A 16069-nucleotide genomic window follows, 5' to 3' on the forward strand; every position below is an offset into this window, starting at 1 on the left:
CTTGACCGTGTCCAGCCGAAGTCTATGGTCTGGACTAATCGGCTGCCGTGAATCCCTCGCTCCACCCCGCACTTCACGTCGCACACCCCCCTGAAGCCCTGCCCGTGAAGGAGTACGCATGGACAAGAAGCGGAAGATCGCCGCAGCGATCGGTGCCGGCATGGCGCCCGTTCTCGCTCTCACACTGCCGACCGGCTCCGCCAGCGCGCACGGATACGTGAACGCGCCGGCGAGCCGGCAGGCGCAGTGCGCCGCCCGGACCGTGGCCTGTGGCGACATCAAGTACGAGCCGCAGAGCGTCGAGGGCCCCAAGGGCCTGCGCAGCTGCAGCGGCGGCAACGCGCGGTTCGCCGAGCTGGACAACGACGCCAAGGGCTGGAAGGTCAGCGACGTCAGCAGGACGCAGACCTTCACCTGGACGTTCACCGCGCGGCACCGCACGGCGAACTACGAGTACTTCGTCGACGGTACGAAGGTCGCGACCGTCGACGGCCACAACCAGCAGCCGCCGACGACCGTCTCGCACCAGGTCAACCTCGGCAACTTCACCGGCAGGCACAAGGTTCTCGCGGTGTGGAACATCGGCGACACGTCCAACGCCTTCTACGCGTGCATCGACGTCAACATTCGCTGAGGGCCCAGTAGGTCAGACCGTGCTGAGCGGATGCGCCGCCGTCGCCGAGCGCGGCGGCCACGCGCGGGGCGCCAGGATGCCCAGGACGTAGGCGCGGGCGACCAGGGAGGGGCGGGTCGCCCGCGCCCAAGAGGTCACGCAGACGGCTGAGGTGGTAGTCGACCGTCTGCCGCGAGAGGTGCAGCGACGTGGCGATGTCGCCGTTGCTGCTGCCCTCCGCGAGCAGCGACAGGATGCGGATCTGCGCGGCGGTCAGTGCGGGATGCGCCTCGTGGGCGAGGCTCTGATGCGTGACCACGGCCCACACGTGCCGCGCCCGCCCCGCCGAGTGCCCGATCGTCGTGAGGTGGAGCTGCGCCCGGCGCTGCATACCGTGCGCGTCCACGAGTACCGCGGACGTCTCCACCCGTCGCGTGCGGCGGGATATCAGGCCGTTCCAGCGGCGGTGCAGCCGGTCGAGGTCGAGGCCGGGCTCGGGTGCGAGCAGCGTGTGCGCGCGGCGGCCCACCAAGTCGTGCGGGCTGACCTGGAACAGTTCGGCCGCCGCCGCGCTCGCCTCGACCACCCGCCCGTTCGCCGAGAGCAGCGCGCAGGGCAGACCGCTGTGGTCGCGCAGGGCTTGCAGATTCTCCTCGGCCTCCTGCCACTGGACCGTGGCGCGCAGGTGGTCGGTGACGTCCACGTAGATCCCGGCGACGCAGGTCCGCGCGTTCTCCCGGACGGGGAAGCGGTGACCCACCGCCCGGCCCGCGCTGCCGTCCCGGCGCCGGTAGGCGAGGGTGTGGCGCACCGGTGTGCCCCGGCTGAGGATCTCCTGGTCGAGGGCGCGGAACTGGTCGGCCTCCGCGGGCTCGTCGAGGTCCTCGATGTACTTGCCGATCACCTGCTCCGGGACCGTGCCGTAGAGGTGCGCGTAGGCGTGGTTGGCCCACAGGTAGCGGCCGTCGCTGTCCCGTATGAACGCGGCGGCGGGGGCGAGGTCCACGAGGTCTGCGAAGGCCGCGTATCTGCCGGGGGTCCCGGTCCTGCTCAGTGCCTTGAAAGTGGAATCGTCCACAGCGGTCTCCGTCCGTATACGACTGGCTGACGCTCAGTCACACGGCACTGGCTATCCCGCCCCCGGCTCGCGCATGCCCCCTTCTCGGCCGAAGTACCGCAACCGGGTCATGGCGCGGGCTCTCAGGCATTTGCCTGAGTCCCCGGCGCCCACTGGGGCGTCGCGGACATCCCGGGTTTGGTCCCCTTGAGTGAGCGGGTGAACACGCCCCGCCACTCAGAGACCTGTATCAACGCGACGAATGGAGACGAACTTCCGTGAGCAAGGTGCTGTTAGTGCATGCCAAGGGTGGTCCGCCGCTCGGCCACGTCCTCTCCCGGACGGCCGCGAGGGCGGAAGTGCACCTGCTGGCGCTCAGCGCTCTGCCTCCCGCCGTGGCGGGGCCCGCCCGGAGACTGTGCGCGTCGGTCGTCACACCCGACGACGCGCACCGCTCCGACCTGGTGTCCCTCATCGTCGAGCGGGCCGAGGCCGTCGGCGCGGACGCGGTGCTCACCTTCTCCGAGTACGCGGTCGTGGCCGTCGCCGAGGCCTGCGAGGCGCTCGGTCTGGCGGGGGCCGGCGGCGCCGCCGCGCTCGCCCGCGACAAGCGGCTCATGCGGCGCACCTGGCAGCAACACGGCCTGCCGCAGCCCGAGTTCCGTCCCGTCAGCACCGAGGCCGACCTGCACGCGGCGGCCCGCGAGCTGCCGGGGCCGCTGCTCCTCAAGGCGGCCTGGAGTGCGGGGTCCACCGCGCACCGGATCATCCGCGACCCGCGCGAGGTCCCGGCCGCCTGGTCCCGCTCCCGCGAAGTGATGGCCGAGTCGGCCCAGTTGGGCTTCGCCGAACTGCATGTCGCCGAGGCGGACGCGGACTTCGTCGTCGAGCAGATCGTCACCGGCACCGCGTCGGACTGGTTCGACGAGCCCGGCTGGGGCGACTACGTGAGTGTCGAGGGCGTCGTCGCGGACGGCACCTTCCACCCGGTCTGCATCAGCGGCCGCATGCCGACCGTCGAGCCGTTCACCGAACGCGCGAGCATCACCCCCGCCCTCCTCGCCCAGGACGCCCAGGACCGGATCGTGGACCTGGCCCGGCGCGCGGTCGACGCGCTCGGCCTGCGCGACTGCGGGACGCACACGGAGATCAAGCTCGGCGCCGACGGCCGCATGTGGCTGATCGAGACCGCCGCACGGTTCGGCGGCGCGATGACCGTGCCGCAGATCGAGGAGGTCTTCGGCCTCGACCTCGTCGGCATGCTCGTCGACCACGTCGTCGGACGCCCCGTCGAGTGGCCCGAGCAGGCCCTCACCCCGGAGCGGGCGCGCGGCGCGGCGGGCTCCCTCGTCGTCCTCGCCGTCGACGGAGAAGGGGAGGCCTGGCGCGGTCGGAAGGTCTGGGACTTCCCTTCCGTGTCCGCGGACGTGTCCCTGAGCCGGGGGAGTGAGCTGTCGGTGGTCCCGGAGAGCTCCCTCGCCGACGGCAGCGTCGTGCCGGTGTACGACCCGGCCGCGGGCGCCAACACCATGGCTGCTCTCTGTCTGCTCTCCGCCACCACCCCGCGGACCGTGCTCCGCGACTTCGAGGCCCTGGTCGACGCCCTTCCCCAGGTGCTGCCCGCCGCCCGTCCCGAGGAGGTCCCGGCGTGACCGCCCAACTGCTCACCGGCCCCGCCGAACCGGCCACGGACCGCACGGTCGTCGGCGAGAACCTCTCCCTGCCGCTCTTCCGCACCCTCTCCGGGGTCCTGGCGGGGCACCCGTACCTCAAAGTCGTCGTCGACCGTGCCGAGAACACCTGGCACCTCCTCGACACCGCAGCGCATCCCTTCCACGTCAACTACATCGCCACCCGCATCCTCGGCATGGACCTCACCGCGCTCGACGCGGACCTCGACGCGTTCAACGCCTCCGTCTACATGGACCCGGACCGCCGCTTCCTGCTCGGCGTGCTCTCCCTGCACACCGACGAGGACACCGAGGGCCGCGAACGCACCTTCCTCGTCCTGGAGACGACCGAAGCCGACACCATGCAGGGCGAACTGCTCTCCTCCTTCTACGAGTTCGTGCGCACCCGGGTCGACGGCAGGCTGCCCCTGCTCCTGAAGCCCGCCAACCACGGGCAGGAGGAGGCGCTCGCGGCGATCAGCGAGCAGAGCGTGCCGCGCATCCTCAGTCACGAACTCTTCGGCTCCCGCGCCCGCACCCCGCTCAACCCCGGCGACGCCACCGGACGGCTGCGGTACTTCCGCACGCACGACGCGTACACCGAGGCGGCGGGCGCACTCGGCTGGTCGGACATCGTGGCCATGCCCTGTCTGCCCGACGACGTGCCCCGGGTGGCCGGATTCCTCAACACCGCGCCGATCACCCCGCTCTCCCACACCAACGTCCTCGCCTCCGGGTGGGGCATCCCCAACGCGATCGTGCGCGACCTGGAACAGCTCGTCGAGAAGGACGGCCTGGACGGCGCGTGGATCCGCTACCGGGTCCGCGAGGACGAGATAGCCCTCGAACGCCTCGACCACGCACCGGACTTGCAGGCACCCGCCTGGCACCAGCAGCGCATCCGCCTCGAACCGCCCCTCCTCGAAGACGCGCCCGTCCTCGCCCTGCACCGGCTGCGCAGCACCGACCGCGACCGCTACGGCACCAAGGCCGCCAACCTCGGCGAGCTCCACCACGTCCTCGACAGCCGCACCGCCGACCTGACCGCGTTCTACGGCCGGCCGCGACCCCCGCGCGAGGACCTCCACGGACACCTCGCGGCCCGCCTCGGCCTGGGCGCCTTCCACACGGGCGCGCCCACCCCCGGCGAACTGCGCGCCGCGGCGGCCGAGTTCGTGGCCGCCGCGGTCAGCGCTCCGAACGGCGTCGCGCTGCCCTTCGCGCTCCAGCAGCACTTCCTCGCCTCGTCCACCGTCCTGCAACAGGGCATCGGCAAGCTCAAGATGGCGCTCGAACTCGACGCCACCGACGTCCTGGACTCGCTCTGCCTGCAACTCCAGCACCTCATCCGGCAGACACCCGTCCCCGAGTCGGTCACCCGGCAGATCAGCCAGGCGTTCCCCGCCGACTCCGGCGGCCGCCTCGTGGTGCGTTCCTCGTCCAACGCCGAGGATCTGCCGGGCTTCTCCGCGGCCGGTGTCTACGACTCCGTCACGACCGTCCACGGCACCGGTGAACTCCTGGACGCCGTACGCCAGGTGTGGGCCTCGCTGCTCTCACCGCGCAGCGTGCGCCTGCGTCACCAGGTCGGCATCTCGCTGGACGACACGTACATGGGCGTCATCATCCAGGAGTACGTCCCCGCCTCGCTCGGCGGCGTCCTGGTGACCTGCAACCCGACCCGCCGCGAGGACTTCCGCAACGTCTATCTGAACTGTTCCCCCGGCTCCCCGGAGCAGGTCGTCGAGGGCTCCGTGCTGCCGCAGCAGTACCTGTACAACACCGTGGAGGGCGGCGGCCGCACCGTTGCCCTCGGCTCCTGGGGCGACGGGCTCTCCGCCACCACCCGCGCCAGGCTCGCCGACCTGTCGCTGACCGGGCGGCTCCTGCAGTCGCACTTCAGCGCGGACGACGTGGACAGGCCGCTGGACATCGAGTGGCTGATGACCGACCGGGGCGACTTCCGGCTGGTCCAGATCCGCCCGTACGCGCTGTGAGGGCGGCCTCGAAGAAACCGGCGGTCACCGGCCTCACCGACACGGCCCGCCGCATCATCCGCCTCAACTACGGCTTCCAGCTGCTGTTCAACCTGCTGTGGTGGATGCCGGTGTTCTACGCCTACCAGAAGGCGGCCGGGCTCTCCGACGGGCAGATCTTCGGCATCCAGAGCATCTACTACGTCGCCTTCTGCCTGTTCGAGATCCCCACCGGGCTCATCGCCGACCGGATCGGCACCCGCAACTGTCTGCGCGCCGGAGCCGTCGTCATGACGGCGGCGAACCTGGCGCCGGTGGTCAGCGCCTCGTACACCGGCTTCCTCGTCCACTTCCTGGCCATCGCCGCGGGCCGCTCCCTCACCTCAGGAGCCGCCAGCGCCTACCTGTACGACGGACTGCGCGCCGAGAAGTGCGACGACCACTACCTGAAGGCGGAGGGCACCGCCCGTGCGCTCGGCCTCGTGGCGAAGGTCGTGTGCTGGCCGCTGGTCGGTCCCCTGATGGCCGTGGCGCACCCCACCCCGTACGTGCTCAGCGCCGCGAGCGCGGCGGGCTCCGTCGTCTGCGCCGTCGCGCTGCCCCGCATCGCGGGCGCGGACGGCCGTACGCAGAAGGGGGACGCGGGACGGCGAGGCGGCGCGTTCCTGCGGGACGCGGGCACCGCGCTGCGCTGCGTCGCCTCCTCGCGGTGGCTGGCCCTGGTGATGGTGCAGGGCGTGGCGATCTTCACGCTCTCGCGGATCTGCCAGGTCAACCTCTTCCAGCCGATCCTGCTCGACCACGGCATCGCGGAAGCCTCGCACGGCGGCGTGATGGCCGCGATGACCGTGGCGGAAGCGGTGGCATCGGCCCGCCCGCAGTGGCTGAGCCGCCGACTGCCACCGGTCGCCTGGGTCTCGATCCTCAGCCTCGCACTCGCGGGCAGCCTGGCGGCCATGACACTCGGCGGACCGTGGGCCGTCGTCGTGCTGCTCTGCGTGTTCGCCGCCGCGACGGGCTTCGCGTACCCGATCCAGCGCAAGCTGGTGAACGACGCGGTGCCCGCGGACGCCCCGCGCGCCACGCTGCTCTCCGTCGAGAGCATCGTGGACCGCGCGGTGTGCGCCCTGGCCGCGATCGCCGCGGGCGCCTACCTCGCCGCCGGACGCCTGGATGCCCTGCTGTGGCACAGCGCCATCGCCACGGCGGTACTCCTCGGGGTCTTCCAACTGCTGCTGCGCAGCGGCATGGTCAGGCGGGAGCCCGTCGGCCCAGCAGCTCCACCAGACCCACCGGCAGGAACGCCGGTCGGTGCGGGCGGCCGACCTGGTACGGAACGAAGCCGAGCGAGGAGGCCACGTTGATCTCCTCGGCGGTCTCCGCCTGATAGACGACCCGGCAGTGGCCGGAGCCGGCCTTCGCCCGTTGCCAGAGGGCGGGGGCCGGTTTGCGCTCCGCCTCGGTGCGCGGGGTGAGGACGCGGTCGCCGAAGTCCCGCCAGGCGAAGGGCGTGGAGCCGCGCCACGTGGAGTCGACCTCCTGCCGCAGCCGGGCGGCCCGCTCGGCGTCGGTCGAGCCCCACGACGACGGCACGTTGGTGATCAGGCCGACCGGGATGCCACGTGCGCGCAGGGCACGCAGATAGGCGGCCGCGCCGGGCTGATAGCCGGTGCTGCCGTCGTCGGCGGTGTGGACGAGCGTCTCGCCCAGGTCGAAGTAGACGATGGGGCAGGCCCGTTGGCGTGAGGTGGTCGCCGTGGCCGTGCCGTCGCCCGTGCCGTGCGGTGCCGCCGCGCTCGCCGTGGGGCCGAGCGCGGTCGAGACCAAGGCCGCGCTCAGCGCGAGGATCGCCCACGCCGAGCCCTTGGAGACGGAACTGTTCATGCGTCGTCGCCCTTTCCTAGCCGCACCGGTCCTCCCGTAGCCGCACCGGTCCACCACGCACTACCCCCGCACCCCACGTGTCACTCCCGCGGGGCTCCTGGCAGTGGTTCGCCGCCTACGTGGGAGTGACGCTGCTCGCGGTGGTCTTCGCACGAGCGCATGCCGGACAGACAGTCGGCGACGGCCTCGTGGCTCCGGACCGTCACGACGACCCTGTGCTCACCGACCGCTCGCGGACTTGAGCCGGACGGGAAGCGACTGGTGTCCGTTGCTGAGCAATGAACCGAGCGGCTTCAACTCGCCTACGGGTACGGCGAGTTCGAGCTGCGGGAAGCGGTCGAAGAGCAGGCTCAGGGCCGTGCTGACCTCAAGCCTGGCGAGCGGCGCGCCCAGACAGAAGTGGACGCCGTGGCCGAAGGCGAGGTGCTCCTTGACCGTGCGCGTGACGTCGAAGTCGTCCGCGCTCGCACCGTGCCAGTCGGGGTGACGGTTGGCGGCGGCGTAGGACGCGAGTATCGCCTCGCCCTGGGGGATGGTCTGCCCGTCGGGCAGGGATATGTCGGTCACCGCGAACCGCAGGGGCAGGTGCCTGACCGCCGGTTCGAAGCGCAGGGTCTCCTCGACGGCCTCGCTCCAGTCGACCTCGCCCGACCGCAGCAGCGCGAGCTGGTCGGGGTGGGTGAGCAGCTGCGTGATCGCCTGGTCTATGACGTTGACCGTCGTCTCGTACCCGGCGCTGATCATCAGCAGCAGCGTGTCACGCAGTTCGTCCTCCGACAGGCCGCCCGCCTCGTCCTCGTCGCGCGAGGTGATCAGCAGGGAGGTCATGTCGTCGCCGGGCTCGGCGCGCTTGGCGGCGATGAGCAGGTGCAGCGCCTCGTACAGGGCCTTGGTGTTGGCCTCGGACTGCGCCGCGGTCAGGGTGGTGTCGAAGACGCCGTCGACGACGTGGCGGAAGGCGTCCTGCTGCTCGGCCGGTACGCCCATGAGCCGGCTGATGACCGCTATGGGAAGCGGGTAGGCGAGCTGCTCGCGCAGGTCGACGGTCTCGCCGGGCGGCAGCGCGTCGAGACGGTCGAGTATGCCGGTCACGACGTCGTCTATGTTCTCTTTCAGCGCGGTGATGCGGCGGGCGCTGAAGGCGGGCGCGACCATGCGCCGCAGGCGCCGGTGGTCGGCTCCGTAGGCGGTGAACATGTTCTCCACCGCCACCCACAGGGCGAGCGGCCACCGCTGGATCGTTTCGCTGTACTCCGGCCAGTGGGCGCGCGCGTCCTTGGAGACGCTCGGACTGGTCAGGAGCTCCTTGAGGAGCGTCGGGTCGGCGACGGACCAGGCGGTCACGCCCAGGATGTCGACACGGACCGCCTGGCCGTGTGCCCGCAACGCGCGGTGCTCGTCGTGGGCGCGGGCTCCGGTGGGGTCGAGGACGATCGGCTGCGTGGGCACGGCCATGGTGGTGGTCCCTTCAGACGGATGAGGCGGTGGGGAACGTGACGGGCAGTGCGGCCAGCGCCCGGTGGAAGGGTCCGGGGCGCCGGACCAGGTTCTCGGGGGCGGTGGCGAGGTCCATCTCGGGCAGCGCGTCGAGCAGGTGCGTGATGGCCGTCTCGGCGATGAGGTAGGCGTGCGGGCGCGCCGGGCAGGCGTGCGGCCCGGTGCTCCAGGACAGGTGCGCGCGGTTGCTCGCGGTGTGCTGGTCCCCGAGAGCGGGATCGTTGTTGCAGGCGGCCATCGAGATGACGACCGGCTGGTGCGCGGGCAGCAGGAACCCGTCCACGTCGACGGGGTGCGGCGGATAGCTGATGCAGTAGTTCGCCAGCGGCGGGTCGGTGTAGAGCACCGTGTCGAGCGCCTCGCGGACGGAGGAGCCGCCCGCGTGCAGGTCTCCGGAGAACTGGTCGTCCGTGAGGACTTTCAGGACGGTGTTGGCGATCAGGTTGGTCAGGGGCTCGATCCCGGCGCCGTACAACGTGACGAGCTGGTGGGCCATCTCGATGTCGTCGAGCGCCGCCTCGTGCGCGAGGAGCCGGGACGTGATGTCGTCGCCGGGCTGCCGGTGGCGCAGGTCCACCAGGTCGGCGACCGCCTGGGAGAGGATCTGGTTGCCGCTCGCGGCGTCCACGCCCTCGAAGATCTTCGCCATGCCGTCGGCGATGCGGCGCCCCATCTCGTCCGGGCAGCCGAGCAGGGCGCTCAGGACGCGGAAGGCGATCGGCCAGGCGTACTGGGTCAGCAGGTCGGCGCCCTCGGCGTCCCGGAACTCCGCGATCGTCGCGTCGGCGACCTGCTCGACCACGGTACGCAGCTCGTGCTGGTCGACGCCGTTGATCGCGGCACTGTTCGCCGACCGGTAGCGGGTGTGCGCGGGACCCGACGAGCGAAGTGCGTTGGGGCGGTGCTCCATCATCGGTCGGACCGGGCAGGCCTCGGGGACCGACTGCTCCCACATCCGCGGATCGGCGGGGAACCGCAGCGGATCGTTGAGGATCCGGCGGGCCTGCGCGTAGCCGATGACGAGGGTCGCGGGGACGCCGGGGACGAGGTCCACCGGCACGAACGGCCCGAACTCGGCCCGCATCCGCGCGTACGCGGCGTGCGGATCGGCCGCGAACTCGGCCTCGTGCAGGGCGATCCGGCGCTCAGGCGCCACATCGATCGTGGTCGGGGTGGTCACGGGCGTGGCTCCAAAACGGGTGCGTGCAACTCGGTCAGGTACTCGCAGAGGGTGATCAGGGCCAGGACGCTGGACGTGCTGTCCCGCGCGTCACACGTCGTCAGCGGCGTGCGCGGGTCCAGGTCGAGGGCCTGCCGGATCTCGTCCAGGTCGTAACGCGGCGCCCCTTCGAACAGGTTGATCGCCACCGCGTACGGCGTGCCCTGCTCCTCGTGCAGGGCGAGGATCTCGAAGGAGGCCTCCAGATTGCGGGTGTCGACCAGGACCAGCGCGCCGAGCGCCCCCTCGGTCAGCCCCGCCCACATGGGACGGAAACGCCCCTGCCCGGGCGTGCCGAACAGGTAGAGCACCAGGGCGTCGCTGAGGTGCAGCCGCCCGAAGTCCATGCCGACCGTCGTGGTCGTCTTCCGCGGGGTGCGCGCCAGATCGTCCACCCCTTCGCTGGCCTGGGTGATCCGCTCCTCCATGCGCAGCGGCGGGATCTGGGAGACGCTGCCCACGAACGTCGTCTTGCCGACGGCGAAGCTCCCGGAGATCACGATCTTCGCGGACCGGGTCACGCCGGGTGGCACATAGATGAGGCCGTCAGACGAGGGCGCGGAGACCACGCAGTACCTCCTGGAGCAGATCGGTTTGTGGTTGGTCCTCGTCCGCGGCGACAGGGCGGGCCAACAGGCCCTCGTCGATGAGGGAGGAGACGAGGATGCGGACCGTGGAAGGGGGGAACTCCAGGGCGGCCGCGATGTCCGCGACCGCCAGGCCCCCGCCCATGGAGTGCGTGAAGAGGCCCATCACCCGCCGGGCGTCCGCGCCCAGGCCCTCGCGCGAGCCGCTCGCGGCGAGCACCACGGTCTCCAGACGCACCTCCGGATCGGCACGGACCCGCCCGTCGGTACGGACGTAGGGCCTGACCAGGTCCGGGTCCCGCCGCGGCCCGCTCACGTCGTCGGCAGGCCGAGCGTCGTCGGCAGGCCGGGCTCGGAAGGCTGCCGCGGCGCGACCTTCATCTCGTGACCCACCCGCTGGGCCAGCTCCAGCATGTGATGAGTGATCAGGCCGATGTCGGCGTCGGGGCCGCTGGTCTGCACCGACAGCATCGTATTGCCGCCCGCCTGGGTGATCAGGCCCACGTGGTTGGTGAGCTCGATCAGCGCCTGCCGGGTGCCCCCGCCGCCGGTCTCCTCGTCGTACGCGAGGGCGGCGGCACGGACGGCCGCGGTGATCGCGGCGAACTTCTCCGCCTCGTCCTGCCCGATCCCGGCCGTCCGGGAGTGCAGCAGACCGTCGGAGCTCATCAGCACCGCGTGCCGGACGCCTTCGACGGACCCCAGGGCGCGGTCCAGCAGCCAGCCAAGTTCGTTGCCGGTGGTCACGGTCATGCTCCTTCGTGCGAGGTGGTCGGGTCTTCGGTGCGCGCGCTGCGCGTCCCCTTCGCCCAGGCCGCGGCGATGGAGGGGCGGCCCGGCGCCGTCGCCCCGCCGTCGGACGACGCGAGACGTGGGCTCGTGGCAGGAGTCCTGCGCGACCGGACGGCCAGGCCACTGGCGGTGGTGCGCTTCGCCGTCGGCTCCACAGGCGCGGCCGCCGGCGGGGTCGTGGGCGCGGGGGCCGGTTCGGCGACGGGTGCGGGACGGGCCGCGGGCGGGGCGGACGTGGTCAACAGGCTCTTGGGGATGAACATGTACACACGCGTGCCACCGAAGGGGTTCGGTGCCTCCAGGTCGATACGGAATCCGTAGGCGTCGGCGAGGGCGGCGGCCGCCCGCAGACCGGTCTGCGGGTGCGCGCCGAGCTGGTTGATGTCGTCGCGCCGGACACCCGTGAGGATCTCCCTGGCCCACGTCAACTGCTCCTCGTTCATGCGCAGCCCGGCGTCGTCGACGATGACCGACACCCCGTGGTGCCCCTCCTGGAAGGCGACGTGCACCTTGGCCGACGAAGGGGAGTAGCGCACCGCGTTGTCCAGGAGCACCGCCAGCGCGTGCACGACGGGCCCGACCGCACGGCTGGTCACCGTGACTCCGAGCTCCTGGTGCTCGACCCGCTCGAACTCCTCGATGCTGCCCATCGCGGCCCGCACCACATCGGTCATCGGCGTGGCCGGCCAGCGGCGCGACAGCTTGCCGCCGGAGAGCACCACGTAGTTCTGCGCGACAAGCAGCATCTGCTGCGTGGGGTGGTCGATGCCGACGAGCGTCTCGTACGCCTCGTCGCCCTCGTGCCGCCGCACGCCCTGACTCACCCGCTGGCTGAGCTTCGATGCCATGCCCACCATCGCGGACGACACGGCGCGCACCGCCGCGCGGCTGGACTCCTCGGCGCTCTGGCGCGCACGGGCCGCCTCGCTCTTCGCGCCCTCCCGCGCCTCGGTGATCTGGGAACTCGTGCTGGTCTGCGCGTCGTACTGCACCTTGCGCACCGTGTGCGCCGCCGAGTCGGCCAGCTCGGTGAGCCGCTGCGCCAGCGAGGTGTTCACCAGCGCCTCGGGCAGTTCGATGTCGACACCGTGACCGGTGCCGAGACGTTCCGCCTCGGCTCCCAGCCTGGGGATGACGCCGCCGGCGAGCTGCGCCAGGACGTGCTCGGTGGCGTGCTGTCGTCTGGCGATCTCCTCGGCCTGCGCGAGGAGGCGGCCGTTCTCGGCGCGTTCGCCTCGGTACTGGTCCCAGAACCGCCAGGCCGCGCCGCCGGCGGCCAAGGCCAGCACGGAGGGCACCACGGAGGTGGCCTGTATGAGGTCTGTCATCACGTCCTCAAGGTGTCAAAGGGGGTGAGGCGGTCAGGAGCCGCCGGGCCGGGACACCACCCGGCGCACGCGACCGGCCGGGGCGCGCCCGACCCGCCCGACGGCCGCGCGGACACGCCGACGGTCCTGCGCCGGAGGGTAGCCGGGTGGGGGTGGGGGGGAGGGCTCGTGCCAACTACGGAAGGGGCCGCGCTGGTTGACGGGCGGCCCTCGGGGCCTGCCGGGCAGAGGGCGGCACCGGGGAGCCGAGCCGGTGGGCGTATCGAGACCGAAGCCGGATCGGGGGCCCGACCTGAATCACCGTACTCATCAAATACTTCCTGGCTTCGCTCGGTTGCGGCGGGTTTCCCATGGCATACGTTTTCAGCCAAATGACTGATGAAAACAGCCAGTTGGCTTCCGCTTGGCAACGATATCTTGTCGTGTCCATCGTCCGAGGTCCAGATGACCAAGGGACCCGCGGAAGCATTCGTGGTCGCGCGTCGGCCATCCGTGATCCACAGCGTCTAGGCTTCCCGGCATGGAGCAGCGCGAGATCATGCAACGAGTCGTCGGCATCCTGACCGAGGCGCTTGAGATGCGCCGACAGGCACGCGAGAACCCGGACGGCGAGATCGACAACAGCGGTGCGGTGGGCGCCATGCTCGAGGAGATGCTGCCGCCCATCGAGATCCCCACCGAAGCGACCCCGATCGAGGTGGCGGCGGTGGTGGGCCAGGAGCTGGGCCCCGTGATCGAACAGATCACGTCCGCCTTCGCCCTCTCCTTCGCACAGCTCGCCGAAGTCCACGACGAGGGACGCACGGACGTGACCTCCGCGGACGTACTGCGGTCGATCGCACTGCACTTCGAGAACGAGGAGCACGAAGAGGGGGAGTAGGCTGCGCGTAATGCGCTGCCACCGGCAGCACCTATTACATGTGGAGGTCGTGTGGATACGGCGATGGTCCGGGCCTGGGTCGACGGCTGGGTCGTCTCGCGCGGGGCCGCACCCGCGGTGGAGGAGCCCTGGGGATACACGTTCGACGTAGGCCTGGCCCACCACGTGACCCGCCACGTCCTGACCGCCACCGACGAGGCCGTCATCCGCGGAGTCGCCGAGAAGACCACGGCTCCCGGCACCTGGCTCAAGGTGTTCACGGTCCCGGAAACCATCGCCCCCTGTCTCACACCGGAGTGGGCGTTCGACGACCCCTGCTTCCTGATGTCGACGCCCCTGCGCACCGCCGCGACGGACCTCCTGACCGGCTACGCGCTGCGCACCTGGAGCCGGGGCGGCGTGATGCGAGCCCTCGTCCTGGCTCCGGACGGCTCCTTCGCCGCCCACGGCCAGGCCGCGGGCCCGCCCGGTGCCGAGACCGTCGTCTTCGACCAGATAGAGACCGCGACGGCGCACCGCCGCAAGGGCCTCGGACGCACCGTCATGAACGCCCTGGCGAACGCGTCGGCCGAGACGGGCGCCCGCAACGGGATGCTCGGCGCGACGGTCGAGGGACGCGGCCTGTACGAGTCGCTCGGCTGGACCGTTGAGGCGCCCCTCACCGGTGTCTGCCGCACATCGCCCGACGCGGGCTGAGGGCACCGGCCATGGAGTTCTTCTGCTACCACCGCGACAGGCCGGGCTCGATGACGCTGCGCGAGGAACTGGGGGAGGCGCACTGGTCGTACATGGACCGGTATGCCGCTGAGCTGATCGCCCGCGGCCCGACCTTCGCCGACGACGGCGAGACGGCCTCCGGCAGCGTCCACATCGTCGACCTGCCGGACCCCGCCGCCGCCCGTGCGTTCGCCCACGACGAGCCCAACCACCAGGCCGGCGTGTACCGGGACGTCCTCCTGCGTCGCTGGCGCAACATGCTGGGCCGCACCATGTGGGACTTCCCCGGCGGCCGTAGCGGCGGCAACCGATACCTGGTCCTGGGCCTCGGCCCGCAGTACCCCGCCGACCTCCCCGAACCGCCCCACGACCGGGACGAGCTCATCGCGTACGGGCCGCTCCTCTCCGACGACGGCACGGCCTGGCTCGGCACGGCGGCGCTGCTCCGGGCCCCGGACCCGGAGACCGCACGCGCCGTGCTGTCCCCGGACCCGTACGCCGACATCGAGGTCCACGACTGGGAGTTCGGCGGACGACGCTGAGGAGCCCGCGTCGGTGACGACAGCGGATCGGCCGACTCGGCCGACCTGGCGATTCAGCGGCCGTCGAGCAGGGGCCGCAGCGCCGTCACGAGACGTTCGTACTCGGTCGGCGTGTTGTAGATCTGCCCGCAGACGCGGATGCCACCGCCACCCGGCCACGGCCAGATCAGGACGCGGAAGCCCAGGCGGGCGGCGATCTCCTCGCGCAGGGACGCCGCCTCGTCCGGAGTGCGGGCCAGACCGGGCGGCAGCCGCAGCGACCGCATGGCCAGCCGCTCGTCGGCGGGAAGCGGCGTCAGCCCCGGCAGCCCGGCGAGGAGCTCGGCGCCGTACGCAGCGAGGGCGCTGTTGTGGGCACGTACGCGGTCGGGTCCGAGGGAGGCGATCAGGTCGAGGCCCTCGGGCGCGGCGAGCAGGCCCGTGTAGTCGGCGGTGGCCCGGTACTCGACGGAGCGGGGGAAGCCGCGGCCGTCCTCCCAGGAGGGCACGGGCGCGGGCACCCGGTCCCGGTGCGCGGGAGCCACCGTGAGCAGCGCGCTGCCCGGCGGCGCGTACCCCCACTTGTGCAGGTTCCCGAACCAGAAATCGGGCGCACCGGCGAGCGGGTCGGCGAGCATGCCCGGGGCGTGGGCGCCGTCCACCACGGTGGTCACCCCGCGCTCGGCCAGGTCGGCGAGGAGCGCGGGCGTGGCGATGAACCGGGCGGTGGGCGAGCTGATGTGGTCGAGGAGGGCGACGCGGGTGCGCGGGGTGAGGCCCGCGAGCACGGCCTTGCGCACGGCCTCCTCGTCGGGGAGCGCCGGGTCGAGGGGGACGGTGACGACACGGGCCCGGCGGGCCGCGGCCGCGACGACGGTGCCGTAGCCGTGGTCGGTGACCAGCACCTCGTCGTCGGGCGTCAACCGCAGGGCGTCCAGGGCGAGTCCCGCGGCCTCGGTGGCGTTGGTGACGAGGGCGGCGCCCTCGGGATCGGTGCCGAGCCGGGCCGCGATACGGCCGCGGGCGTCGGCGAGCCGGTCGGGGACGCCGAGGAAGAAGCGGTCGGGATCGGCGGCCGCCTCCTCCGCGATGCGCCGGTGGACTTGGGCGACGGGGACCGGCACGGCGCCGAACGACCCGTGGTTGAGATGGGCGACCTCGGCGCCGAGCCGGAACAGTTCGGTGCCGCCGGGGAAGGCGGCGGGCGCGGTCACCGTGCCTCCGGGGTGCGGGCGCGGCCGACGGGGACGACTATGCGAAAACGTGTAGGGACCATGCCGTTGATGGTCTCAGCTCGTTCCCGCGTACAGGCCCCATCCGATCCCGCC

General features: G+C 71.8%; 16 protein-coding genes. 7 read left to right on the forward strand and 9 right to left on the reverse strand.

Translation table 11 applies throughout. The features are described from left to right. Positions 1–118 precede the first annotated feature (118 nt). Positions 119–634, forward strand: a complete 516-nt coding sequence (locus NOO62_RS35160; protein WP_268774833.1) for a lytic polysaccharide monooxygenase auxiliary activity family 9 protein — start codon at positions 119–121, stop codon at positions 632–634. On the opposite strand, the gene NOO62_RS35165 is transcribed toward NOO62_RS35160, so the two are convergent. Then, positions 621–1691, reverse strand: coding sequence for a PAS domain-containing protein (locus NOO62_RS35165; protein ID WP_268774834.1), 1071 nt, complete (start codon positions 1689–1691; stop codon positions 621–623). The two genes, NOO62_RS35160 and NOO62_RS35165, sit on opposite strands and share 14 nt — an antisense overlap. A gap of 257 nt (positions 1692–1948) precedes the next feature. Between NOO62_RS35165 and NOO62_RS35170 the strand changes: the two genes are divergently transcribed. From NOO62_RS35170 to NOO62_RS35180, 3 genes are read left to right on the forward strand one after another with little or no spacing between them, the layout of a single operon-like run. Beyond that, the gene (locus NOO62_RS35170) at positions 1949–3322 is read left to right on the forward strand and encodes an ATP-grasp domain-containing protein (RefSeq protein ID WP_268774835.1); all 1374 of its coding nucleotides are present in this window, start codon (positions 1949–1951) and stop codon (positions 3320–3322) included. After that, positions 3319–5337 carry a PEP/pyruvate-binding domain-containing protein gene (locus NOO62_RS35175; protein WP_268774836.1) on the forward strand — a complete coding sequence of 673 codons (2019 nt, stop codon included), beginning with the start codon at positions 3319–3321 and terminating at the stop codon, positions 5335–5337. Before NOO62_RS35170 ends, NOO62_RS35175 begins: the two co-directional genes overlap by 4 nt. Continuing rightward, positions 5334–6680: an MFS transporter gene (locus NOO62_RS35180; RefSeq protein ID WP_268774837.1), complete on the forward strand. Its 1347-nt coding sequence runs from the start codon at positions 5334–5336 to the stop codon at positions 6678–6680. The genes NOO62_RS35175 and NOO62_RS35180 overlap by 4 nt, the downstream gene beginning before the upstream one ends. Here the strand turns inward: NOO62_RS35180 and NOO62_RS35185 are convergent. The 7 genes from NOO62_RS35185 to NOO62_RS35215 all read right to left on the reverse strand — a co-directional run bounded on the left by NOO62_RS35185 (position 6568) and on the right by NOO62_RS35215 (position 12623). After that, a complete protein-coding gene (locus NOO62_RS35185) occupies positions 6568–7200 on the reverse strand; it encodes a hypothetical protein (protein WP_268774838.1) in 633 nt (210 codons plus the stop codon). The two genes, NOO62_RS35180 and NOO62_RS35185, sit on opposite strands and share 113 nt — an antisense overlap. A 219-nt stretch (positions 7201–7419) precedes the next feature. Next, positions 7420–8655 carry a cytochrome P450 family protein gene (locus tag NOO62_RS35190; protein ID WP_268774839.1) on the reverse strand — a complete coding sequence of 412 codons (1236 nt, stop codon included), beginning with the start codon at positions 8653–8655 and terminating at the stop codon, positions 7420–7422. A 13-nt stretch (positions 8656–8668) separates the two neighbouring features. Next, positions 8669–9877 carry a cytochrome P450 gene (locus NOO62_RS35195; RefSeq protein WP_268774840.1) on the reverse strand — a complete coding sequence of 403 codons (1209 nt, stop codon included), beginning with the start codon at positions 9875–9877 and terminating at the stop codon, positions 8669–8671. Next, positions 9874–10485: a GTP-binding protein gene (locus NOO62_RS35200; RefSeq protein ID WP_268774841.1), complete on the reverse strand. Its 612-nt coding sequence runs from the start codon at positions 10483–10485 to the stop codon at positions 9874–9876. Before NOO62_RS35200 ends, NOO62_RS35195 begins: the two co-directional genes overlap by 4 nt. Continuing rightward, positions 10463–10819: a DUF742 domain-containing protein gene (locus tag NOO62_RS35205; RefSeq protein WP_268774842.1), complete on the reverse strand. Its 357-nt coding sequence runs from the start codon at positions 10817–10819 to the stop codon at positions 10463–10465. The genes NOO62_RS35200 and NOO62_RS35205 overlap by 23 nt, the downstream gene beginning before the upstream one ends. Further along, positions 10816–11256 (reverse strand): roadblock/LC7 domain-containing protein, encoded by a 441-nt coding sequence (locus NOO62_RS35210; RefSeq protein ID WP_268774843.1) that lies wholly within the window; start codon positions 11254–11256, stop codon positions 10816–10818. Before NOO62_RS35210 ends, NOO62_RS35205 begins: the two co-directional genes overlap by 4 nt. Continuing rightward, complete coding sequence (locus tag NOO62_RS35215) at positions 11253–12623, reverse strand: ATP-binding protein (RefSeq protein WP_268774844.1); 1371 nt, start codon at positions 12621–12623, stop codon at positions 11253–11255. Before NOO62_RS35215 ends, NOO62_RS35210 begins: the two co-directional genes overlap by 4 nt. A gap of 520 nt (positions 12624–13143) precedes the next feature. Here NOO62_RS35215 and NOO62_RS35220 point away from each other — a divergent pair. Genes NOO62_RS35220 through NOO62_RS35230 form a run of 3 tightly spaced genes read left to right on the forward strand, consistent with a single transcriptional unit; the run spans position 13144 to position 14762 of the window. Further along, a complete protein-coding gene (locus tag NOO62_RS35220; RefSeq protein ID WP_268774845.1) occupies positions 13144–13503 on the forward strand; it encodes a hypothetical protein in 360 nt (119 codons plus the stop codon). A gap of 51 nt (positions 13504–13554) precedes the next feature. Further along, entirely contained in the window at positions 13555–14199 is a 645-nt protein-coding gene (locus NOO62_RS35225) for a GNAT family N-acetyltransferase (RefSeq protein WP_268774846.1), read from the forward strand. Positions 14200–14210: 11 nt separating this feature from the next. Continuing rightward, positions 14211–14762, forward strand: coding sequence for a YciI family protein (locus tag NOO62_RS35230; protein WP_268774847.1), 552 nt, complete (start codon positions 14211–14213; stop codon positions 14760–14762). A 53-nt stretch (positions 14763–14815) separates the two neighbouring features. Here NOO62_RS35230 and NOO62_RS35235 read toward each other — a convergent pair whose 3' ends face one another. Continuing rightward, the gene (locus NOO62_RS35235; RefSeq protein ID WP_268774848.1) at positions 14816–15955 is read right to left on the reverse strand and encodes an aminotransferase class V-fold PLP-dependent enzyme; all 1140 of its coding nucleotides are present in this window, start codon (positions 15953–15955) and stop codon (positions 14816–14818) included. Positions 15956–16069 lie beyond the last annotated feature (114 nt).

It is taken from the genome of Streptomyces sp. Je 1-369, assembly GCF_026810505.1.
GTDB lineage: Bacteria > Actinomycetota > Actinomycetes > Streptomycetales > Streptomycetaceae > Streptomyces.